The sequence below is a fragment of the Micromonospora sp. WMMC264 genome (assembly GCF_027497275.1).
In the GTDB taxonomy this organism is placed as follows: domain Bacteria; phylum Actinomycetota; class Actinomycetes; order Mycobacteriales; family Micromonosporaceae; genus Micromonospora; species Micromonospora chalcea.
In genome coordinates this window covers 3,416,483-3,437,914 of sequence record NZ_CP114907.1, presented here as the reverse complement: position 1 = coordinate 3,437,914, position 21,432 = coordinate 3,416,483, and the positions used below count along the sequence as shown (strand labels likewise).

23 protein-coding genes are annotated in these 21,432 nt (G+C 72.4%); 20 read left to right on the top strand and 3 right to left on the bottom strand.

Annotated elements, in window-relative coordinates; all coding sequences use genetic code 11:
* The first annotated feature begins 21 nt into the window (after positions 1-21).
* The 5 genes from ruvX (at position 22) to O7542_RS14600 (ending at position 4,336) form a co-directional block, all read left to right on the top strand.
* Complete coding sequence (ruvX, locus tag O7542_RS14620; RefSeq protein WP_043324961.1) at positions 22-483, top strand: Holliday junction resolvase RuvX; 462 nt, start codon at positions 22-24, stop codon at positions 481-483.
* Positions 480-1,682: an endolytic transglycosylase MltG gene (mltG, locus tag O7542_RS14615; protein WP_043324960.1), complete on the top strand. Its 1,203-nt coding sequence runs from the start codon at positions 480-482 to the stop codon at positions 1,680-1,682. The genes ruvX and mltG overlap by 4 nt, the downstream gene beginning before the upstream one ends.
* On the top strand, positions 1,682-2,494 hold the full coding sequence (locus tag O7542_RS14610) for a shikimate dehydrogenase (protein ID WP_064448514.1): 813 nt from the start codon (positions 1,682-1,684) through the stop codon (positions 2,492-2,494). The genes mltG and O7542_RS14610 overlap by 1 nt, the downstream gene beginning before the upstream one ends.
* Before the next feature lie 157 nt (positions 2,495-2,651).
* A complete protein-coding gene (aroC, locus tag O7542_RS14605) occupies positions 2,652-3,830 on the top strand; it encodes a chorismate synthase (protein WP_043330334.1) in 1,179 nt (392 codons plus the stop codon).
* Complete coding sequence (locus tag O7542_RS14600) at positions 3,827-4,336, top strand: shikimate kinase (RefSeq protein WP_281604741.1); 510 nt, start codon at positions 3,827-3,829, stop codon at positions 4,334-4,336. The genes aroC and O7542_RS14600 overlap by 4 nt, the downstream gene beginning before the upstream one ends.
* A gap of 223 nt (positions 4,337-4,559) precedes the next feature.
* On the opposite strand, the gene O7542_RS14595 is transcribed toward O7542_RS14600, so the two are convergent.
* Complete coding sequence (locus O7542_RS14595; protein WP_209961162.1) at positions 4,560-5,348, bottom strand: cytochrome c oxidase assembly protein; 789 nt, start codon at positions 5,346-5,348, stop codon at positions 4,560-4,562.
* Positions 5,345-5,887, bottom strand: a complete 543-nt coding sequence (locus O7542_RS14590) for a DUF2243 domain-containing protein (RefSeq protein ID WP_043324956.1) — start codon at positions 5,885-5,887, stop codon at positions 5,345-5,347. The genes O7542_RS14595 and O7542_RS14590 overlap by 4 nt, the downstream gene beginning before the upstream one ends.
* 92 nt (positions 5,888-5,979) lie before the next feature.
* On the opposite strand from O7542_RS14590, the gene aroB reads away from it, so the two are divergent.
* The 4 genes from aroB to nusB are packed head-to-tail and all read left to right on the top strand — an operon-like array spanning position 5,980 to position 8,535.
* Positions 5,980-7,056, top strand: a complete 1,077-nt coding sequence (gene aroB / locus O7542_RS14585; RefSeq protein WP_043324955.1) for a 3-dehydroquinate synthase — start codon at positions 5,980-5,982, stop codon at positions 7,054-7,056.
* Positions 7,053-7,502, top strand: a complete 450-nt coding sequence (gene aroQ / locus O7542_RS14580) for a type II 3-dehydroquinate dehydratase (RefSeq protein ID WP_043324954.1) — start codon at positions 7,053-7,055, stop codon at positions 7,500-7,502. The genes aroB and aroQ overlap by 4 nt, the downstream gene beginning before the upstream one ends.
* 41 nt (positions 7,503-7,543) lie before the next feature.
* The gene (gene efp / locus O7542_RS14575; RefSeq protein ID WP_013285503.1) at positions 7,544-8,101 is read left to right on the top strand and encodes an elongation factor P; all 558 of its coding nucleotides are present in this window, start codon (positions 7,544-7,546) and stop codon (positions 8,099-8,101) included.
* 23 nt (positions 8,102-8,124) lie between these two features.
* Positions 8,125-8,535 carry a transcription antitermination factor NusB gene (nusB, locus tag O7542_RS14570; protein ID WP_174534511.1) on the top strand — a complete coding sequence of 137 codons (411 nt, stop codon included), beginning with the start codon at positions 8,125-8,127 and terminating at the stop codon, positions 8,533-8,535.
* A gap of 64 nt (positions 8,536-8,599) precedes the next feature.
* Here the strand turns inward: nusB and O7542_RS14565 are convergent, their stop codons facing one another.
* Entirely contained in the window at positions 8,600-9,088 is a 489-nt protein-coding gene (locus O7542_RS14565; protein WP_013285505.1) for a helix-turn-helix domain-containing protein, read from the bottom strand.
* Between the two features lie 287 nt (positions 9,089-9,375).
* Here O7542_RS14565 and pyrR point away from each other — a divergent pair, with 287 nt between their 5' ends.
* The 11 genes from pyrR (at position 9,376) to rpoZ (ending at position 21,427) form a co-directional block, all read left to right on the top strand.
* Positions 9,376-9,960, top strand: a complete 585-nt coding sequence (gene pyrR / locus O7542_RS14560; protein WP_043324953.1) for a bifunctional pyr operon transcriptional regulator/uracil phosphoribosyltransferase PyrR — start codon at positions 9,376-9,378, stop codon at positions 9,958-9,960.
* Positions 9,957-10,883: an aspartate carbamoyltransferase catalytic subunit gene (locus tag O7542_RS14555; protein WP_030502502.1), complete on the top strand. Its 927-nt coding sequence runs from the start codon at positions 9,957-9,959 to the stop codon at positions 10,881-10,883. Before pyrR ends, O7542_RS14555 begins: the two co-directional genes overlap by 4 nt.
* Positions 10,880-12,157 (top strand): dihydroorotase, encoded by a 1,278-nt coding sequence (locus O7542_RS14550; RefSeq protein WP_281604740.1) that lies wholly within the window; start codon positions 10,880-10,882, stop codon positions 12,155-12,157. The genes O7542_RS14555 and O7542_RS14550 overlap by 4 nt, the downstream gene beginning before the upstream one ends.
* Positions 12,154-13,296, top strand: a complete 1,143-nt coding sequence (gene carA / locus O7542_RS14545; protein WP_166456327.1) for a glutamine-hydrolyzing carbamoyl-phosphate synthase small subunit — start codon at positions 12,154-12,156, stop codon at positions 13,294-13,296. The genes O7542_RS14550 and carA overlap by 4 nt, the downstream gene beginning before the upstream one ends.
* A complete protein-coding gene (gene carB, locus O7542_RS14540; RefSeq protein WP_281604739.1) occupies positions 13,289-16,636 on the top strand; it encodes a carbamoyl-phosphate synthase large subunit in 3,348 nt (1,115 codons plus the stop codon). Before carA ends, carB begins: the two co-directional genes overlap by 8 nt.
* A 103-nt stretch (positions 16,637-16,739) precedes the next feature.
* Entirely contained in the window at positions 16,740-17,753 is a 1,014-nt protein-coding gene (locus O7542_RS14535; protein ID WP_043324949.1) for a quinone-dependent dihydroorotate dehydrogenase, read from the top strand.
* 132 nt (positions 17,754-17,885) lie between these two features.
* Positions 17,886-19,160, top strand: a complete 1,275-nt coding sequence (locus O7542_RS14530) for an adenosylmethionine--8-amino-7-oxononanoate transaminase (RefSeq protein WP_064448507.1) — start codon at positions 17,886-17,888, stop codon at positions 19,158-19,160.
* Between the two features lie 87 nt (positions 19,161-19,247).
* Complete coding sequence (pyrF, locus tag O7542_RS14525; protein ID WP_166456326.1) at positions 19,248-20,087, top strand: orotidine-5'-phosphate decarboxylase; 840 nt, start codon at positions 19,248-19,250, stop codon at positions 20,085-20,087.
* Between the two features lie 175 nt (positions 20,088-20,262).
* Complete coding sequence (gene mihF / locus O7542_RS14520) at positions 20,263-20,580, top strand: integration host factor, actinobacterial type (RefSeq protein WP_013285515.1); 318 nt, start codon at positions 20,263-20,265, stop codon at positions 20,578-20,580.
* Positions 20,581-20,605: 25 nt separating this feature from the next.
* A complete protein-coding gene (locus O7542_RS14515) occupies positions 20,606-21,157 on the top strand; it encodes a guanylate kinase (RefSeq protein ID WP_187694059.1) in 552 nt (183 codons plus the stop codon).
* 3 nt (positions 21,158-21,160) lie between these two features.
* The gene (gene rpoZ / locus O7542_RS14510) at positions 21,161-21,427 is read left to right on the top strand and encodes a DNA-directed RNA polymerase subunit omega (RefSeq protein ID WP_013285517.1); all 267 of its coding nucleotides are present in this window, start codon (positions 21,161-21,163) and stop codon (positions 21,425-21,427) included.
* Positions 21,428-21,432 lie beyond the last annotated feature (5 nt).

Genomic DNA, 21,432 nt, shown 5'->3' with positions numbered 1-21,432 from the left:
CCGGCGGGGAGGTGTCCGATAGTGGCCGAGCTGTCCCGTGGCGTCCGGCTGGGCGTCGACGTGGGCCAGGTCCGGGTGGGTGTGGCCCGATGTGATCCGCACGGCATCCTCGCCACGCCCCTGGTCACGCTGGCCCGCGACCTGACCGCCGAACCGGACGCGGTGCCCGCCGACATGGCCGAGCTGGTCCGGCTCGCCGCCGAGCACGAGGCGGTGGGAATCGTCGTCGGGCTACCGGTCAACCTCGCCGGAAAGCACGGCCCCGCGGCGGTGAACGTATCAGCCTATGCCAGCCGATTGGCTGATGTAATGAGGCCGATTCCGGTGACGCTGACGGACGAGAGGATGTCTACCGTCGTCGCGAGTCGTAGGCTGGCCGAACGGGGCGTCCGGGGAAAGCGCCAACGGGCGGTGGTCGACCAGGCCGCCGCGGTGGAGATTCTGCAGAGCTGGCTGGACGCACAGCGGAGGCGGACGCAATGATCGACGACCTTGATCTGGGCTTCGACGAGCAGGACAGGGGGGAGAAGGGCCGGCACCGGCGCGGCGCGGTACGCCGACGGCAGGGCAAGTCCGGCGGCGGCCGGGGCAAGACCCTGCTCGCCCTCGCGCTCGCGCTGATCCTGCTGGGCGGCATCGGCGGCGGCGCGTTCTACGGCTTCGACCGGGTCCAGAACTACTTCGTCACCCCCGACTACGACGGCTCCGGCACCGGCGAGGTGACCGTCGAGATCAAGCAGGGCGCGCTGCTCGCCGACATGGCCGACGCGCTGGTCGCCGCCGACGTGGTGAAGAGCACCAAGGCGTTCATCGAGGCCGCCGAGGAGAACTCGCGCAGCAAGAACATCCAGCCCGGCACGTACAAGCTGCGCAAGCAGATGAGCGGCGACGCGGCGGTCGCGGCCATGCTGGACCTGAAGAACCGGATCGTGAACGGGATCACCATTCCCGAGGGGCTCACCGCGAAGACGGTCTACAAGCGGCTCTCCGAGAAGACCGACATCCCGGTCAAGGACTTCGAGGCGGCGGCGAAGGATCCGGAGGCGCTCGGCGTACCGGACTGGTGGTTCAAGCGCTCCGACGGCAAGAAGGTCAAGCCGTCGATCGAGGGCTTCCTCTTCCCCGACACCTACGAGATCCCGCCGAAGGCTACCGCCGAGACGGTGCTCAAGCTGATGGTGAACAACTTCCTCACCGTCACCTCGAACATGCAGTACGCCGAGAAGGTGCAGCAGGACCGCGGTGGCATCACCCCGTACGAGGCGCTGATCGTCGCCTCGCTCGCGCAGGCCGAGGCCGGCAACAAGGTCGACCTGGGCAAGGTCGCTCAGGTCGCCTACAACCGGGTCTACAAGGGCAACTTCGACTGCGGCTGTCTGGAGATGGACGTCACCGTCAACTACTACCTGGAGTTGACCGGGCGGCCGACCAAGGCGTCGAAGGACATGACCGCCGCCGAGCTGGACGACCCGAAGAACCCGTACAACCGCAAGCTGCGCGGCCTGATCCCCACCCCGATCAACAACCCGGGCAAGGACGCCCTGCAGGGCGCGCTCAGCCCGCCGCCGGGCAAGTGGCTCTTCTTCGTGGCGATCAGCAAGGACGGGCGCTCCGCGTTCGCCGAGACCTACGCCGAGCACCAACGCAACGAGCAGAAGGCGCGCGAGGCCGGGATCATCTGATGGCCGATCCCCGCCGCGCCGCGGTGGTCGGCAAGCCGATCGCCCACTCGCTCTCCCCGGTGATCCACACCGCCGGGTACGCGGCGGCCGGGCTGAGCGGCTGGTCGTACACCCAGATCGAAGCCGGCGCCGACGACCTGCCCGGCCTGGTCGCGGGCCTCGGCCCGGAATGGGCCGGGCTGTCGGTGACCATGCCGGGCAAGGAGGCGGCGCTCGCGCTGGCCGACGAGGTCTCACCGGCCGCCGCCGCCGTCGGCGCCGCCAACACGCTGGTACGACGCGCCGACGGCACCTGGTACGCGGACAACACCGACGTCACCGGCATGGTCGAGGTGCTCACCGGCGCGGGCTGCGTCGCCGGGGCGGTCGTCACCGTGCTCGGCGCCGGTGGCACCGCCCGGGCGGCCATCGCGGCGGCAGCCCGGATCGGGGCGGCCGAGGTGACTGTGGTGGCCCGCCGCCCGGAGGCGGTCGACGAGCTGCGCCCGGTCGCGGCGGCGGCCGGCGTGCCATTGGCCGGGGCCGAGTGGGACGGCGCGCCCGCGCACGCCCGCGCCGACCTGGTGATCTCCACGGTGCCGAAGGGCGTGGCCGACCCGCTCGCCGACAACTTCGACTGGCGACCGGAGTCGGTCTTCTTCGACGTCGTCTACGATCCGTGGCCCACGCCGCTCGCGGCGGCGGCGCTGACAGCCGGGTGCCGGGTGGTCTCCGGGCTGGACCTGCTGCTGGCCCAGGCGTACGGCCAGTTCGAGCACTTCACCGGCGTCACCGCCCCACGCGCCGCGATGCGCGCTGCCCTGCCGGTGTAAGGAAGGGCCCCTTATTAACTCCTCCGGTAGAGGAAGGGTCCCTTGTTAACGCCTCGCCCCACGAGGCGGCAGATCGGCGCGGAGGCGGCCTGTCCGGTGGGCGGGATGCGGCGGGCGGCGTCCGCCGGTGACCACCGGGCGTGACACACTGACCGTCGTGTTGCGCTGGCTGACTGCAGGTGAATCGCACGGACCCGCCCTCGTCGCGATGCTGGAGGGCGTACCCGCCGGCATCGAGGTGACCACCGGGGAGATCTCCGGCGAGCTGGCCCGGCGCCGGCTCGGCTACGGCCGGGGTGCCCGGATGTCGTTCGAGCAGGACGAGGTCGAGATCATCGGCGGGCTCCGGCACGGCGTGACGCTCGGCAGCCCGGTCGCGATCCGGGTCGGCAACTCCGAGTGGCCCAAGTGGCGCACCGTGATGGCCGCCGACCCGGTCGACCCGGAGGAGCTGGCGAGTCAGGCCCGCAACGCGCCGCTGACCCGTCCCCGCCCGGGTCACGCCGACCTGGCCGGCATGCAGAAGTACGGGCACACCGACGCCCGGCCGATCCTGGAGCGCGCCAGCGCCCGGGAGACCGCCGCCCGGGTCGCGGTGGGCACCGTCGCCAAGGCGCTCGTGCGTCAGGCGCTCGGCGTCGAGATCGTCTCCCACGTGGTCGAGCTGGGCCCGGTTGCGGTCAAGCCGGGGCTTCGCCCCACCCCGGAGGACGCCGCCCGCATCGACGCCGACCCGCTGCGCTGCCTCGACGCCGAGGCCAGCGCCCGGATGGTCGCCGAGGTCGACGCCGCGAAGAAGGCCGCCGACACGCTCGGCGGCGTGGTCGAGGTGCTCGCGTACGGGGTACCGCCGGGCCTGGGCAGCCACGTGCAGTGGGACCGCAAGCTCGACGCGCGCCTCGCCACCGCGCTCATGTCGATCCAGGCGATCAAGGGCGTGGAGATCGGCGACGGCTGGCAGCAGGCCCGCTCGCGCGGCTCGGAGGCGCACGACGAGATCGTGCCCACCGCCACCGGCGTGCGGCGGATCACCGACCGGGCCGGTGGCCTGGAGGGTGGCATCACCACCGGTGAGCCGCTGCGGGTGAAGGCGGCCATGAAGCCCATCTCGTCGCTGAACCGGGCCCTGGCCACGATCGACGTGACCACGGGCGAGCCGGCCACCGCGATCAACCAGCGCTCCGACGTGTGCGCGGTGCCGGCGGCGGCGGTGGTGGCCGAGGCGATGGTCGCGCTCGTGCTGGCCGAGGCGGCGGTGGAGAAGTTCGGCGGCGACTCGGTCGCCGAGATGCGCCGCAACCTGACCGGTTACCTCGACAGCTTGGTGATCAAGTGAGCACCCGGCCGATCTGCGTGCTGGTCGGTGCGCCCGGTGCCGGCAAGACCACTGTCGGCACGGCGCTGGCCGAGGCGCTCGGCGTCGACTTCCGGGACACCGACGCCGACATCGAGAACCTCGCCGGCAAGCCCATTCCGGAGATCTTCGTGGTCGAGGGGGAGGAGCACTTCCGTACCCTCGAACGGGCCGCCGTGGCGGCGGCGCTCGCGTCGCACGCGGGCGTGCTCGCGATCGGCGGCGGCGCGGTGCTGGCCGAGGAGAACCGGGCCGCGCTGATCGGCCACACCGTGGTGCACCTGTCGGTGGAGCTGCCGGACGCGGTCAAGCGGGTCGGTCTGGGCGCCGGGCGTCCGTTGCTCGCGCTGAACCCGCGCGCCACGCTCAAGCACCTGATGGACCAGCGCCGCCCGCTCTACGCCGAGGTGGCGACCGCGACCGTGGTGACGGACGGGCGTACGCCGGAGGAGTTGGCTGCGGAGATCGCCGCGCTGCTCAAGCCCTGACAACCGCACTGCCGCGCCCGGCTCCCGCCCTCGGTGGAACGCGGTGGGTGTCTCCGGGGTGTCGTGGCACCCATGACGTTCCACCCGGCGTGGATGACGTTGGTGGGTGGAACGCCGTGGGTGTCTCCCGAGCGTTATGGCACCCGTGGCGTTCCAGCCGGCGTCGATGGCGTCGGTGGGTGGAACGCCATGGGTGCGTGGGAAACGTGTCGGGAGGGGCCGGTCAGGTATTTGCCGCAACGGCCCCGGCCGCCCTGCGGCGAGGGCTCCGCTCCGGTCGCCAGGTGGCGAGCAGCGCCAGCGCCAGCGCGATCTCGGCCAGGTCACCGAGGTAGTACATGAGCGTGGCGCCGGCCCGCAGCTCGGCGGCGGTCGCCGGCACGTCCACGAACAGCCCGGCGTAGAGCAGTTGGGCGATGGTGGCGTGCGCGGCCACCCCGAACCCGATCACCACCAGCCGCACCGGTACGCGCGGGCGGTGCGGGCCCGGGTCGGGACCGGCGATCGACCAGGCGAACAGGCAGCCGCTGAGCAGGAAGTGCACGTTCACCAGCGTGTGCAGGGCCGGGCTGTCCAGCGTGGCCCGGTACAGCGGGGTGAGGTAGAGCAGCCACAGCCCGCCCGCGGTGAGCAGCAGGCCGGTCACCGGGTGGCCGAGCACCCGTGCTGTCGGATGCCGCAGCAGATGGACCAGTGCCCGGCCGGTACGCCGGTCCAGCGTGCGCAGCAGCAGCGTGACCGGGGCGCCGAGCACCAGCGCCAGCGGCGCGAGCATGCCGATCAGCAGGTGCTGCCACATGTGCCCGACGAAGTCGCCGGCCGGCCACGCCAGCCCGCCCGCCAGCAGCAGCGCGCCCAGCCCGAAGCTCGCCGTCCGGGCGTGCGGCCAGCCGGGCCCGCCCGGGTCCCGCAGCCGCAGCGCGGCGGCCAGGTACGCCCAGAACAGCGCCGCCGGGATCAGCGCGATCGCCGGGAAGCCGCCGCCGGCGTGCCCGGCGTGAGCCAGGCTCACCGGCGCTCCGGCGCGCAGAGGTCCACCGCGCGGGCCCGGCGCTGGATCGTCCAGCCGACAGCGATCAGCACCACGCCGAGCGCGAGGAACCCGAGGTCCCACCAGAGCTGGTTCGGGCCGCCGCGGACGTGGTGGATGCCGAGCAGGTGGTGGTCGACGACGCCCTCGACCAGGTTGAACAGGCCCCAGCCGATCAGCGCCCAGCCCCACAGCATCGGCGAGCGCCACAGCCGGCCCCGCGAGTGTGTGACCCGGGAGTAGAGCAGGGCCAGGCCGGTCAGCACCGCCACCCAGGTGACCACGTGGAACAGGCCGTCCCAGAGCGTGTTCATCTGCAACCCGGGCACGGTGTCCACCGGGTACTCGCGGACGCCGATCCGGTCGCTGCCGGTGCTGCTGAGCATGTGGTGCCACTGCAGGACCTGGTGCAGGACGATGCCGTCGACGAAGCCGCCGAGCCCGACGCCGAGGATCGTGGCGGGCAGCCGGATGCTCGTCGCGGACTCCGGTCGGGTCGCGTGTGCCGTCGTCTCACTCATTCCGGCCGCCCTACCCGCGATGTGGCCGGACAAACACCCAGCCAGTGGACAACGGCCGCGCGGGGGCGGCGCGCTGGACTAGGCTGCCCGCGATGGACGAGGTGACCCGGATCCCGGTCGGCGGCGAGCGGCCGTACGACGTGCTGGTGGGACGTGACCTGCTGGACCCGCCGCCGGTGCTGCTGGCGGGCGCCGAGCGGGTGGCCTTCCTGCACGCGCCGCCGCTCAAGGCGCTCGCCGACCGGCTCGCCGACGCGGTCCGCGAGGGCGGCGTGACGCCGCTGCTGATCGAGGTGCCGGACGCCGAGGCGGGCAAGCACGTCGACGTGGCGGCGGCCTGCTGGGAGCGGCTCGGCGACGCCGGGTTCACCCGTACCGACGCGGTGGTCGGGGTGGGCGGCGGCGCGGTCACCGACCTGGCCGGTTTCGTCGCCGCGACCTGGCTGCGCGGCGTGCGCTGGGTGCCGGTCGCGACGTCGCTGCTCGGCATGGTCGACGCCGCGGTGGGCGGCAAGACCGGCATCAACACCGCCGCCGGCAAGAACCTGGTCGGCGCGTTCCACCCGCCGGCCGGCGTGCTGGCCGACCTGGCGACGCTGGACAGCCTGCCCCCGGCCGACCTGGCCGCCGGCATGGCCGAGGTGGTCAAGTGCGGGTTCATCGCCGACCCGGTGATCCTCGACCTGGTCGAGCGGGACCCGGCCGCCGCGCTCGACCCGGCCGGGCCGGTGCTGCGGGAACTGGTCGAGCGCGCGGTCCGCGTGAAGGCCGACGTGGTCGCCGGTGACCTGCGCGAATCCGGGGTACGCGAGGTGCTCAACTACGGGCACACCCTCGCCCACGCAATCGAGAAGGTGGAGGGGTACCGCTGGCGGCACGGTCACGCGGTGTCGGTCGGCCTGGTCTACGCGGCCACTCTCGCGCGGCTCGCTGGCCGTCTCGACGCGGCCGACGCCGAGCGGCACCGCCGGGTGCTGACCGCGCTCGACCTGCCGACCGGCTACCGGGCCGACGCCTGGCCGGAACTGCTGGCCGCGATGCGGGTGGACAAGAAGGCCCGGGGCAGCCGGCTGCGGTTCGTGGTGCTCGACGGGATCGCCCGCCCGGCGATCCTGGAGGCGCCGCCGGACGACCTGCTCGCCGCCGCGTACGCGGAGATCAGCTCATGAGGGTGTATGTGCTGAACGGGCCGAACCTGGGCCGGCTCGGCACCCGCCAGGTCGACGTGTACGGGGTGACCAGCTACGCCCAGCTGGTGGCCGACTGCGAGCGGCACGGCCGGGAGTTGGGGCTGGACGTGGTGGTCCGGCAGACCGACGCCGAGCACGAGATGCTGGCCTGGCTGCACGCGGCGGCCGACGAGGAGGCGGCGGTGGTGCTCAACCCGGCGGCCTGGACGCACTACTCGGTAGCGGTGCGGGACGCCTGCGCGATGCTGCGCGGCCCGCTGGTCGAGGTGCACATCTCCAATATCCACGCCCGGGAGGAGTTCCGGCGCCACTCGGTGGTCTCCGCGGTGGCGACCGGGGTGATCTGCGGGCTGGGCGTGGACGGCTACCGGCTGGCGCTGCAGCATCTGGCTCAGCGTGCGAGTCCGATTCGACAGGGCGAGTAGACTTGGACGGTCTGTCCGCCAATTGATGATCAAGGCAGGAAATGGCCACCACCAACGACCTGAAGAACGGCCTGGTACTCAACCTGGACGGCGAGCTGTGGGCCGTCGTCGAGTTCCAGCACGTCAAGCCCGGTAAGGGTGGTGCCTTCGTGCGCACCACGCTGAAGAACGTGCTGTCCGGCAAGGTGGTCGACAAGACCTTCAACGCGGGCACCAAGGTCGAGACCGCGACCGTGGACAAGCGCACCATGCAGTACCTGTACGCCGACGGCGAGGACTACGTCTTCATGGATCTGGAGACGTTCGACCAGATCACCGTCCCCGGCGGCACCGTCGGCGAGGCCGCCAACTACCTCCTCCCCGAGGCCGAGGCGACCGTCGCCACCCACGAGAGCGTGCCGCTGTACATCGAGCTGCCGACCTCGGTCGTGCTCGAGGTCACCTACACCGAGCCGGGCCTGCAGGGCGACCGGTCGACCGGCGGCAACAAGCCGGCCACCGTCGAGACCGGCGCCACAGTGCAGGTGCCGCTGTTCATCACCACCGGTGAGAAGATCAAGGTCGACACCCGCGACGGCCGTTACCTCGGCCGAGCCTGATGGCCGAGGGTCCCAAGCAGCAGATGCCCGCGCGTCGCAAGGCGCGCAAGCGGGCGCTGGACGTGCTCTTCGAGGCCGACCTGCGGGACCGCCCGCCGGTCGAGGTGCTCGCCGGCTACCTGGAGCGGATCGAGCAGCCGCGCCCCGACCACCTCGGCTACGCGGTCGGGCTGGTCGAGGGCGTGGCGGCGCACCTCGACCGGATCGACGAGACGATCGCCAGCTACGCCGAGGGGTGGACGCTGGACCGGATGCCGGTGGTCGACCGCAACCTGGCCCGGATCGCCGTGTACGAACTGCTCTACGTCGACGAGATCGACGACGCGGTGGCGATCAGCGAGGCGGTGGAGCTGGCCCGGCAGATGTCGACGGACGACTCGCCCCGGTTCCTCAACGGCATTCTCGGCCGGATCGCCGAGTACGCCAGCCGCTGAGCCCCGCGCTCCGACGACGAAAGGGCCCGTGCCGGACGGCACGGGCCCTTCTCGTACGCGGATGTCAGGACGCGAAGAACGCCCGCGGGTCGGCGACCAGCACGCCGTGCTCGGTCAGCCGCTCGATCAGCCCCGACGGTGAGGCGTCGTAGACGATCGCGAGGGCGCGCAGGTCGTCGGCGCGGATGGAGAGCACCCGGCCGTTGTAGTCGCCGCGCTGCTGCTGGATGGCGCGCGCGTAGCGGGCGACGTAGGCCAGGTCCTCGGAGGCCTCGTCGTAGAGCCGCTCCAGGTCCAGCACGATCTTGCTGGTGGGCTCGTGACGCACCCCGCTGCCGTCGGGCAGCAGCTCCGAGACGGGAACGCGGTAGAAGTCGGCCAGTTCCGCCAGGCGGGACACGGTGACGGCGCGGTCGCCGCGCTCGTACGAGCCGACCACCACGGCCTTCCACCGCCCGTTCGACTTCTCCTCCACCCCCTGCAGGGACAGGCCCTGCTGCTGGCGGATGGAGCGCAGGCGGGCGCCCAGCGACTTGGCGTATTCAGAGGGCATTCGGACACTCCCAGTGCTGCTCGGGGTTCTCCCAGCTATCGCTACGGAGCGTGACGGTACGGGGATTGCGACACGCGGTCAAGTGTTGCTGTCCACGACGTCTAGGACGCTCGTGTGGCTTGTCCCCATTTCTCCGGGCTGACCAGCAGGTCAGTACCGGCGGCGGGCGGCCCGGTGACCGCTGGTAACGTGGCGTGAAGCCCCGGTCCGGGCCCCGCGCGGGCCCCCGGAGCCGACCCAGACGTCCTTTAACGACCCGTCCCGTGAGGCGGGGAAGGAGGTCCGCCGTGGCCTACCCACCGGCTGCCCATTCGTCACCGCCGCGACAACCCTCGGTGAAGGTGATCCTCGCCGCTGCGGACGTGTCGCGGGTGGTCGACCGCATCGCCCACCAGATCCTGGAGAAGACCCAGGGCGCCGCCGACACCGTGCTGCTCGGCATCCCCACCCGCGGTGTGCCGCTGTCCCGCCGCCTCGCGGACCGGATCAGCACGTTCGAGGACGTCACCGTCCCGGTCGGCGTGCTCGACATCACGCTCTACCGCGACGACCTGCGCCGGCACGCCACCCGCGCGGTCGGCCCGACCGACCTGCCGTCCGGCGGGATCGACGGCAAGCGGGTGATCCTCGTCGACGACGTGCTGTTCTCCGGCCGCACCGTACGGGCCGCGCTCGACGCGCTCAGCGACGTCGGCCGCCCGGCCTCGGTGCAACTCGCCGTCCTGGTCGACCGCGGTCACCGTCAGCTCCCGATCCGCGCCGACTACGTCGGCAAGAACATCCCCACCGCGCTGGCCGAGAACGTGAAGGTCACCCTCGCCGAGACCGACGGCGCCGACGAGGTACGGCTGTACGGAGGCTCTCCCGCATGATCCGGCACCTGCTCTCCGGCGCCGACCTGGACGCCGCCACCGCCACCCTGGTCCTGGACACCGCCGCGGAGATGGCGACGGTGGCCGGGCGCGAGGTCAAGAAGCTGCCCGCGCTGCGCGGGCGCACCGTGGTGAACCTCTTCTACGAGGACTCCACCCGGACCCGGATCTCGTTCGAGGCGGCCGCCAAGCGGCTCAGCGCCGACGTGATCAACTTCTCTGCCAAGGGTTCCAGCGTGGCCAAGGGGGAGAGCCTGAAGGACACGGCGCTGACGCTCCAGGCGATGGGCGCGGACGCGGTGGTCGTCCGGCACCCCGCCTCGGGCGCGCCGCACCGGCTGGCCGAGTGGGTCGACGGGTCGGTGGTCAACGCCGGTGACGGCACCCACGAGCACCCCACCCAGGCGCTGCTCGACGCGTACACGATGCGGTCCCGGCTGGGCCGGCTCGACGGCCTGCACGTGGCGATCGTCGGCGACGTGCTGCACTCCCGGGTGGCCCGCTCCAACGTGCTGCTGCTGTCCACGCTCGGCGCGAAGGTCACCCTGATCGGCCCGCCCACGCTCATCCCGGTCGACATCGCCGCCGCCCTGGCCCCCGGCACCGACGTCTGTTACGACCTCGACGCCGTTCTCCCAGATGTGGACGTGGTGATGATGCTGCGGGTGCAGCGCGAACGGATGGGTGACTCCTACTTCCCGTCGGCCCGCGAGTACGCCCGCCGCTACGGGCTCGACGGGCCGCGCATGCGCCGGCTGCCCGAGCACGCGATCGTCATGCACCCCGGGCCGATGAACCGGGGGATGGAGATCACGCCCGAGGTGGCCGACTCGCCCCGCTCCACCATCGTCGAACAGGTCGCCAACGGGGTCTCCGTGCGGATGGCCGTGCTCTACCTGCTGCTCGGAGGGAACAACCGGTGACCGCGTACCTCATCACAGGCGTCAGTGTGGTCGGCGGCGAGCCGACCGACCTGCTCATCCGCGACGGCGTGGTGGCCGCCGTCGGCGACGGACTCGCCGCCGACGACGCCACGGTCGTCGACGCGACCGGCCTGGTCGCGCTGCCCGGCCTGGTCGACCTGCACACCCACCTGCGCGAGCCCGGCCGGGAGGACGCCGAGACCGTCGAGTCCGGTTCCCGGGCCGCGGCGCTCGGCGGCTACACGGCGGTGTGCGCGATGGCGAACACCTCGCCGGTCGCCGACACCGCCGGCGTGGTCGAGCAGGTGTGGCGGCTCGGCCGGGAGGCCGGCCTGGTCGACGTGCAGCCGATCGGCGCGGTCACCGTCGGGCTGGCCGGCGAGCGCCTGGCCGAGCTGGGCGCGATGGCCGACTCCGCCGCCGGGGTGCGGATCTTCTCCGACGACGGGCACTGCGTGGCCGACCCGCGGCTGATGCGCCGGGCGCTGGAGTACGTCAAGGCGTTCGACGGCGTGATCGCCCAGCACGCCGAGGAGCCCCGGCTGACCGAGGGCGCGCAGATGCACGAGGGCGAGGTGTCCACCCGCCTCGGGCTGACCGGCTGGCCGGCCGTCGCCGAGGAGGCGATCATCGCCCGGGACGTGCTGCTGGCCGAGCACGTCGGCAGCCGCCTGCACGTCTGCCACGTCTCCACCGCCGGCAGCGTCGAGGTGCTGCGCCAGGCCAAGGCGCGCGGCGTACGGGTCACCGCCGAGGTCACGCCGCACCACCTGCTGCTGACCGACGCCAAGGCGGAGAGCTACGACCCGGTCTTCAAGGTCAACCCGCCGCTGCGCACCGCCGCCGACATCGCCGCGCTGCGGGAGGCGCTGGCCGAGGGCGTGATCGACATCATCGCCACCGACCACGCCCCGCACGCCGTGGAGGACAAGGAGTGCGAGTGGGCGTACGCCCGGCCGGGCATGCTCGGGCTGGAGACCGCCCTGTCCATCGCGCTCGACGTGTTCGGCCCCCGCTGGGACCTGATCGCCGAGCGGATGTCCCGCACGCCGGCCCGCATCGCCGGGCTGACCGGGCACGGCGTCGACCCGGCGCCCGGCGTGCCGGCCAACCTGACCCTTGTCGACCCCGCCGCCCGCCGCGTCATCGAACCGGCGGAGCTGGCCAGCCGTAGTCGTAACACCCCGTACGCCCGCATGACGCTGCCGGGTCGCATCGTGGCGACCTTCCTGCGCGGCGAGCCGACGGTCCTGGACGGAAAGGCAGTTAAGTGAAGAGACGTCCTGCGATCCTCGTCCTCGAGGACGGGCGCACGTTCCACGGCGAGGCGTACGGCAGCGTCGGGGAGACCTTCGGCGAGGCGGTCTTCAACACCGGCATGACCGGCTACCAGGAGACGCTCACCGACCCCTCGTACCACCGGCAGGTGGTGGTGCAGACCGCGCCGCACATCGGCAACACCGGCGTCAACGGTGAGGACGACGAGTCCGACCGGATCTGGGTGGCCGGATACGTGGTGCGTGACCCGGCCCGGATCAGCTCCAACTGGCGCGCCGACGGCGGGCTGGAGGACCGGCTCGCCGCCGAGGGCGTCGTCGGCATCAGCGGCGTGGACACCCGGGCGCTGACCCGGCACCTGCGCGAGCGCGGCGCGATGCGGGTCGGCATCTCCAGCGTCGAGGACGACCCGGCCGCCCTGCTGGAGCGGGTGCGCCGCTCGCCGCAGATGGTCGGCGCGAACCTGTCCGACGAGGTCACCACCGCCAAGCCGTACGTCGTCGAGGCGGAGGGCGAGCACCGGTTCACGGTGGCCGCGGTGGACCTGGGCATCAAGCGCAACGTGCCGCGCCGGCTCGCCGCCCGCGGCGTCACCACCCACGTGCTGCCCGCCGGGTCGACGATCGAGGACCTGCTCGCCACCGGCGCGGACGCGGTCTTCTTCTCGCCCGGCCCGGGCGACCCGGCGACCGCCGACGGTCCGGTGGCGCTGGCCCGGGAGGTGCTGGCCCGGCGGATCCCGCTGTTCGGCATCTGCTTCGGCAGCCAGATCCTCGGCCGGGCGCTCGGCTTCGGCACCTACAAGCTGGGGTACGGCCACCGCGGCATCAACCAGCCGGTGCTCGACCGGGCCACCGGCAAGGTCGAGGTGACCAGCCACAACCACGGCTTCGCGGTGCAGGTGCCGGGCGCCGGGGACGGCGCGGTGGTGCCGGATCAGGTGATCCAGACCGAGTTCGGCGGTGTCCAGGTGTCACACGTCTGCCTCAATGACAACGTGGTCGAGGGGCTGCGGGGCGTCGACATCCCCGCTTTCACCGTCCAGTACCACCCGGAGGCGGCGGCCGGCCCGCACGACGCGGACTACCTCTTCGACCGTTTCGCAGAGCTGATCGAGGGGCGCAAGAATGCCTAAGCGGACCGACCTCAAGCACGTCCTGGTGATCGGCTCCGGGCCGATCGTGATCGGACAGGCCTGCGAGTTCGACTACTCCGGCACCCAGGCCTGCCGGGTGCTGCGCAGCGAGGGGATCCGGGTCAGCCTGGTCAACTCCAACCCGGCGACGATCATGACGGACCCGGAGTTCGCCGACGCCACGTACGTCGAGCCGATCACCCCGGAGTTCGTCGAGCTGGTCATCGCCAAGGAGCGCCCCGACGCGCTGCTGCCGACGCTCGGCGGGCAGACCGCGCTGAACACCGCCGTCGCGCTGCACGAGGCCGGCGTGCTGGAGAAGTACGGCGTCGAGCTGATCGGCGCGAACATCGAGGCGATCAACCGGGGCGAGGACCGGCAGCTGTTCAAGGAGATCGTCGCGAAGGCCGGCGTACGGCTGGGCCTGGACGATCCGTCCGCGCTGGTGCCGCGCTCGCGGGTCTGCCACTCGATGGACGAGGTCCGCGAGACGGTCGCCGAGCTGGGCCTGCCGGTGGTCATCCGGCCGTCGTTCACCATGGGCGGCCTCGGTTCCGGCATGGCGCACACCGACGAGGACCTGGAGCGCATCGCCGGTTCGGGCCTCGCGGCCAGCCCGGTGCACGAGGTGCTCATCGAGGAGAGCGTGCTCGGCTGGAAGGAGTACGAGCTCGAACTGATGCGCGACCGCCACGACAACGTGGTGGTGGTCTGCTCGATCGAGAACGTCGACCCGATGGGCGTGCACACCGGCGACAGCGTCACCGTCGCGCCGTCGATGACGCTCACCGACCGGGAGTACCAGCGGCTGCGTGACCTCGGCATCGCGGTGCTGCGCGAGGTCGGGGTGGACACCGGCGGCTGCAACATCCAGTTCGCGGTCAACCCGGCCGACGGCCGGATCGTCGTGATCGAGATGAACCCCCGCGTGTCGCGTTCCTCGGCGCTGGCGTCGAAGGCCACCGGCTTCCCGATCGCGAAGATCGCCGCGAAGCTCGCCATCGGCTACACGCTGGACGAGATCCCGAACGACATCACGCTCAAGACGCCTGCGGCGTTCGAGCCGACGCTCGACTACGTGGTGGTGAAGATCCCCCGGTTCGCGTTCGAGAAGTTCCCCGGCGCCGACCCGGAGCTGACCACCACCATGAAGTCGGTGGGCGAGGCGATGAGCCTGGGCCGCAACTTCACCGAGGCGCTGAACAAGGCGATGCGCTCGATGGAAACCAAGGCATCGGGTTTCTGGACCACTCCGGACCCGGACGGCGCCACGTTGGAGAACACCCTCGCGGCGCTGCGGACGCCGCACGACGGCCGGCTCTACACCGTCGAGCGGGCGCTGCGCCTGGGCGCGTCGATCGCCGAGGTGTCCGAGGCGTCCGGCGGCATGGACCCGTGGTTCCTGGACCAGATCGCCTCGCTGGTCGAGCTGCGCGCCGAGATCGTGGCCGCGCCGGTGCTCGACGCCGGTCTGCTGCGCCGGGCCAAGCGCGCCGGCCTGTCCGACCGGCAGCTCGCCGCGCTGCGTCCCGAGCTGGCCGCCGAGGACGGCGTCCGCACGCTGCGCCACCGGCTCGGCGTACGGCCGGTCTACAAGACGGTGGACACCTGCGCGGCCGAGTTCGAGGCAACCACGCCGTACCACTACTCGACCTACGACTCGGAGACCGAGGTGGCGCCCTCGGCGCGGCCGAAGGTGCTGATCCTGGGCTCCGGGCCGAACCGGATCGGTCAGGGCATCGAGTTCGACTACTCGTGCGTGCACGCGGTCCAGGCGCTCCGGGCCGTGGACTACGAGACGGTGATGGTCAACTGCAACCCGGAGACCGTCTCCACCGACTACGACACCGCCGACCGGCTCTACTTCGAGCCGCTGACGTTCGAGGACGTGCTGGAGGTCTGGCACGCCGAGGACTCCTCCGGCAAGGCCGCCGGCGGCCCCGGCGTGATCGGGGTGATCGTCCAGCTCGGCGGGCAGACGCCGCTCGGCCTGGCCCAGCGGCTCAAGAACGCCGGGGTGCCGATCGTCGGGACCTCCCCGGAGTCGATCCACCTGGCCGAGGAGCGCGGCGCGTTCGGCGCGGTGCTGTCCCGGGCCGGGCTGCGCGCGCCCGCGCACGGCATGGCCACCTCGTACGACGAGGCGAAGGCGATCGCCGACGAGATCGGGTACCCGGTGCTGGTCCGTCCCTCGTACGTGCTCGGCGGGCGCGGCATGGAGATCGTGTACGACGACGCCACGCTGCGCGACTACATCGGCCGGGCCACCGCCATCTCGCCGGACCGCCCGGTGCTGGTGGACCGGTTCCTGGACGACGCCATCGAGATCGACGTGGATGCGCTCGTGGACGCCGACGGCGACGTCTACCTGGGCGGCGTGATGGAGCACATCGAGGAGGCCGGCATCCACTCCGGCGACTCGTCCTGCGCGCTGCCGCCGATCACCCTGGCCGGCTCGCACCTGGCCCAGGTGCGCCGTTACACCGAGGAGATCGCCCGCGGCGTCGGGGTGCGCGGCCTGCTCAACGTCCAGTACGCGCTGCAGGGCGACATGCTCTACGTGCTGGAGGCCAACCCGCGTGCCTCCCGTACCGTGCCGTTCGTCTCGAAGGCCACGGCGGTGCCGCTGGCCAAGGCGGCGGCCCGGATCGCCCTCGGCGCCACCATCGCGCAGCTGCGCGCCGAGGGGATGCTGCCGCCCACCGGCGACGGCGGCACCATGCCGGCCGACGCGCCGATCGCGGTCAAGGAGGCGGTGCTGCCGTTCAAGCGGTTCCGCACCCCCTCCGGCAAGGGCATCGACGTGCTGCTCGGCCCGGAGATGAAGTCCACCGGCGAGGTGATGGGCATCGACACCGGCTTCGGGCAGGCGTTCGCCAAGTCGCAGGCTGCCGCGTACGGGTCGCTGCCCACCGCCGGGAAGATCTTCGTCTCGGTCGCCAACCGGGACAAGCGCGGCATGATCTTCCCGATCAAGCGCCTGGCCGACCTGGGCTTCGAGATCGTGGCCACCACCGGCACGGCCGAGGTGCTGCGCCGGCACGGCATCGCCTGCGAGCAGATCCGCAAGCACTACGAGTCGGGTGAGGGTGCGGACGCGGTCTCGCTGATCCTCGGCGGGGACGTGGCGCTGGTGGTGAACACGCCGCAGGGCTCCGGCGCGAGCGCCCGCTCCGACGGGTACGAGATCCGCAGCGCCGCGGTGAGCGTCGACATCCCCTGCGTCACCACGGTCCCCGGCGCCGCAGCCGCGGTCATGGGCATCGAGGCCCGCATCCGAGGCGACCTGAAGGTCCGCCCCCTGCAGGACCTGCACGCCGCCCTCCGGGCGGGCGAGTGACCCCGCGCCTGAACGCGCCGATCATGAGGTTGGCGGCGATGTGGATCTCCAAATCCGCCGTCAACCTCATGATCAACGGGGAGAGCGGGCGGGGGGCCGGGGCGTGATCTTCGAGAAGGTGGTGCGGCCCCGGCTGTTCTCGCTCGCGGGCGGGGACGCCGAGGGCGCGCACGAGTGGACCCTGGAACGGCTCGCGGCGGTGTCGCGGCAGCCGGCCGTTCTCGCGGCGCTGCGACGGGCGTACTTCCGGTCCGCGCCGCGCACCGTGTTCGGGGTGCGCTTCCCCAACCCGGTCGGGCTGGCCGCCGGGATGGACAAGAACGGACTCGCGTTGCCCGCCTGGCCGGCGCTGGGCTTCGGCTTCGTCGAGGTCGGCACCGTGACCGCGCACGCCCAGCCGGGCAATCCCCGGCCCCGGCTGTTCCGGCTGCGCGACAGCGAAGCGGTGATCAACCGGATGGGCTTCAACAACGCGGGCGCGGCGGCCCTCGCCGACCGGCTGGCGGCGTTGCCGCGCCCGCTCGGCGTACCGCTGGGCATCTCGCTCGGCAAGTCCAAGGTGACCCCGCTGGACCAGGCGGTCGAGGACTATCTCGACTCCTACCGGGCGCTCAAGGGACACGGTGACTACTTCGCCGTGAACGTGTCCTCACCGAACACCCCGGGGCTGCGCTCGCTTCAGGACCGGTCCCACCTGGACGCGCTGCTGGCCGCGCTGGTGGGGGAGAAGCCGGTGCTGGTGAAGATCGCCCCAGATCTCACCGAGCCGGCCGTGGCCGAGCTGCTGGAGGTCTGCCTCGACCGGGGCGCCGCCGGGGTCATCGCCACCAACACCACGCTCGCCCGGGACGGGCTGGCCCCGGCCGACCGGGCGCGCGGCGCGGAGACGGGCGGCCTGTCCGGCCGGCCGCTCACCGTGCGGGCCCGGGAGATGGTCGCCTTCGTGCACCGGGAGACCGGCGGGCGGCTGCCGGTGATCGGCGTGGGCGGCATCCTCGACCCGGACGACGCGACGCGCATGTTCGACGCCGGCGCGTCCCTGGTCCAGCTCTACACCGGCTTCATCTACCGCGGCCCCGCCCTGACGAGAGCCATAACCCGGACCACCCACCCCTGACCCACCCCTCTCTTCCTCGCGATCTTGCACTCGCGGCCCCGGCACACCCCCTCATTCCGGGCGCGGCAGGGGCAGCAACCGCAAGATCGCGGGGGAAGAGAGGGGGCGGCGGGGAGGGGTGAAGGAGGAGACGTGACGCCTGAGGAGATTCTGGACGCGGACCGGCGGCACGTGTGGCATCCGTACGCCGCGATGCCCTCCGCCGGCGCGCCGTACGTCGTGGACAGCGCGCAAGGGGTGCGGCTGCGGCTGGCGGACGGGCGGGAGCTGGTCGACGGCATGTCGTCGTGGTGGGCGGCGATCCATGGCTACCGGCACCCGGCGCTCGACGCCGCGGTGACCGGCCAGCTCGGGCGGATGAGCCACGTGATGTTCGGCGGGCTCACCCACGAGCCGGCGGTACGCCTGGCGCGCACGCTCGTCGAGCTGACCCCGGACGGCCTGGAACACGTCTTCCTGGCCGACTCCGGCTCGGTGAGCGTCGAGGTCGCGGTGAAGATGTGCCTGCAGTACCAGCGGGCGCGGGGACGCCCGCAGCGCCGCCGGCTGGGCACCTGGCGGGGCGGCTACCACGGTGACACGTTCCACCCGATGAGCGTCTGCGACCCGGAGGGCGGCATGCACCACCTCTGGGGCGACGTGCTGCCCCGGCAGGTGTTCGCGCCGGCGCCGCCGTCCGGCTTCGACGCGCCGCCCGACCCGGCGTACGAGGCGGCTCTGGTGGACGCCGTGGAGCGGCACGCCGACGAGCTGGCCGCGGTGATCGTCGAGCCGGTGGTCCAGGGCGCCGGCGGGATGCGGTTCCACCACCCGCACTATCTGCGTGTACTGCGCGAGGTGACCCGGAAGCACGGCATCCTGCTGGTCTTCGACGAGATCGCCACCGGCTTCGGCCGGACCGGGAGGATGTTCGCCGCCGAGCACGCCGGGGTGGCCCCGGACGTGCTCTGCGTCGGCAAGGCGCTCACCGGCGGGTACCTGACGCTGGCCGCGGCGCTCTGCACGCCCGAGGTGGCGCGGGCGATCTCCGCCGACGGGGTGCTGGCGCACGGACCGACGTTCATGGGCAACCCGCTCGCCTGCGCGGTCGCCAACGCCTCCCTGGAGCTTCTGCGGGCCGGGGACTGGGCCGGCCGGGTGGCGGGGATCGCCGAGGGCCTGCGGGCCGGCCTGGCGCCGTTGCGCGGCGCGCCCGGCGTGGCCGACGTACGGGTGCTCGGCGCGATCGGGGTGGTGCAGCTCGACCACGAGGTGGACCTGCCCCGGGCGACCGCCGCCGCGGTGGCGCAGGGGGTGTGGCTGCGCCCGTTCCGGGATCTCGTCTACACCATGCCGCCGTACGTCTGCGACGCCGCGGACGTGGCACGGATCGCGGCCGGGGTGGCCGCGGCGGTGAAGGCCGGCTGAGCCCGGCCGAGTTCGACAGGGCGCGACGGGAAGGCCGTCGCCGGACACGCCCAGGCGGCCCGGGGCCGCGGGGAGAGGAGAGACGCGATGGAGACGTTCGGCGCCCGACTGCACCGGGCCGTGGCGGAGCGAGGGCCGCTGTGCGTGGGGATCGATCCGCACCCCGGGTTGCTGGCCGGCTGGGGGCTGACCGACGACGTCGACGGACTCGACCGGTTCTGCCGCACCGTGGTGGAGGCGATCGGGGACCGGGTGGCCGTGGTCAAGCCGCAGTCGGCGTTCTTCGAGCGCTTCGGCTCGCGCGGCGTCGGGGTGCTTGAGTCAACTATCCGACAGTTGCGAGATCTGGGAGCGCTCGTTCTGCTTGACGTGAAGCGCGGCGACATCGGCTCGACGGTGGCCGCGTACGCGTCGGCGTACCTCGATCCATCCAGCCCGATGTATGTCGATGCGGTGACCGCGAGCCCCTACCTGGGAGTAGGTTCACTCGCGCCGATGTTCTCCACCGCAGCCGAGCACGGTGGCGGGGTCTTCGTCCTGGCCCTCACCTCGAACCCGGAGGGCGCCTCCGTGCAGCGTGCCGTCGGGGCCGATGGGCGCACCGTCGCGCAGACCGTGATCGACGAGATTTCCCAGCTCAACCGGGGTGCGGAGCCGCTCGGAAGCTTCGGTCTGGTGGTCGGCGCGACGGTCGGCGAGACCGGTCACGACCTCGGCTCCGTGAACGGTCCGCTGCTCGCTCCGGGCCTGGGCGCGCAGGGCGGCACGCCCGCCGGGTTGCGCACCGTCTTCGGCGCCGCGCTGCCGTCGGTGCTCCCGTCGTACTCCCGGGAGGTGCTCGGCGCGGGACCGGACCCGGACGCTCTGCGCGCCGCCGCCGAGCGGGCGCTGGCCGAGTGCCGGAGCGCCCTGGACGTCGTAGGCTGACTGACGGCTCGGTCACTTTCCGTTGATCATCGCGCGCCCACGTTGCCGAAATCTCCGTTGACCGCTAGTTTTCCCCGCGCTGGGAACCACGGACCCCTTTGGTTGCCAGCGACACCACGTTTCACAGATGCGGTGGGGCGCTCCGCCCGCCGTACTAGGGACCTGAGGAGAACTGGTGCCGCTCCCGTCACTGACCCCCGAACAGCGCGCTGCCGCGCTGGAGAAGGCCGCGGAGATCCGCAAGGCCCGCGCTGAGCTGAAGGAGCAGCTCAAGCAGGGCAAGACCACCCTCGCCACCGTCCTCGAGCGGGCCGAGTCCGACGACGTCGTGGGCAAGCTGAAGGTTTCGGCCGTGCTCCAGGCGATGCCGGGCATCGGCAAGATCCGGGCCACCCAGATCATGGAGAAGCTCAAGATCGCGGACAGCCGTCGCCTGCGCGGCCTCGGCGAGCAGCAGCGCAAGGCTCTGCTCGGGGAGTTCGCCGCGAACTGAACGGCCCGCCGTGTAGAAACAAGCGGTGAGCACGGATGACGAGGCGCGCTCGGCGGCTCGGCTCACTGTCCTGTCCGGTCCCTCCGGGGCCGGCCGGAGCAGTGTGGTCGAGGCGGTCCGGGCGCGCCTTGCGTCTGTCTGGGTGCCGGTGGTCGCCACCACCCGGCCGCCGCGCCCCGACGAGCGGGACGGCGTGGACCGCGTCTTCCTCGACGCGCCCGCCTTCGACCAGCTGATCGCCGCCGGGGAACTGCTGGAGTGGTGCCGGATCGGGCCGTACCGCCGGGGCGTGCCCCGGGCCGAGGTACGGGCGCGGCTCGCCGCGGGCCGGCCGGTGCTGCTGCCGCTGGACCTGGGCGGCGCGCTCGCGGTACGGGCGGCGGCGCCCAGCGCCCGGCTGGTGCTGCTCGCGCCGCCGGCGTACCGGGCCGACCCGGACGTCGCGGCCCTCTTCGCCCACGCCGTGGCACACGACCACACCGAGCGCGCCGCGGCGGAGCTGGTAGGATTGCTCGGTTCGTCCTTCCTGGCTCCGGCCCGACCGCCCGCGGGCGGCGCACGAGACGCAGAGGTTTAATTCGTGGGATCCATCGCCACCAACCCCGAGGGCATCACCAACCCGCCGATCGACGAGCTGCTCGAGAAGACCACCTCGAAGTACGCGCTGGTCATCTTCGCCGCCAAGCGCGCCCGTCAGGTCAACGCCTACTACAGCCAGCTCGGTGAGGGCCTGCTGGAGTACGTCGGCCCGCTGGTGGAGACCACCCCGCAGGAGAAGCCGCTCTCCATCGCCATGCGCGAGATCAACGCGGGCCTGCTCACCGCTGAGCCGACCGACCAGCCGTAACCGCG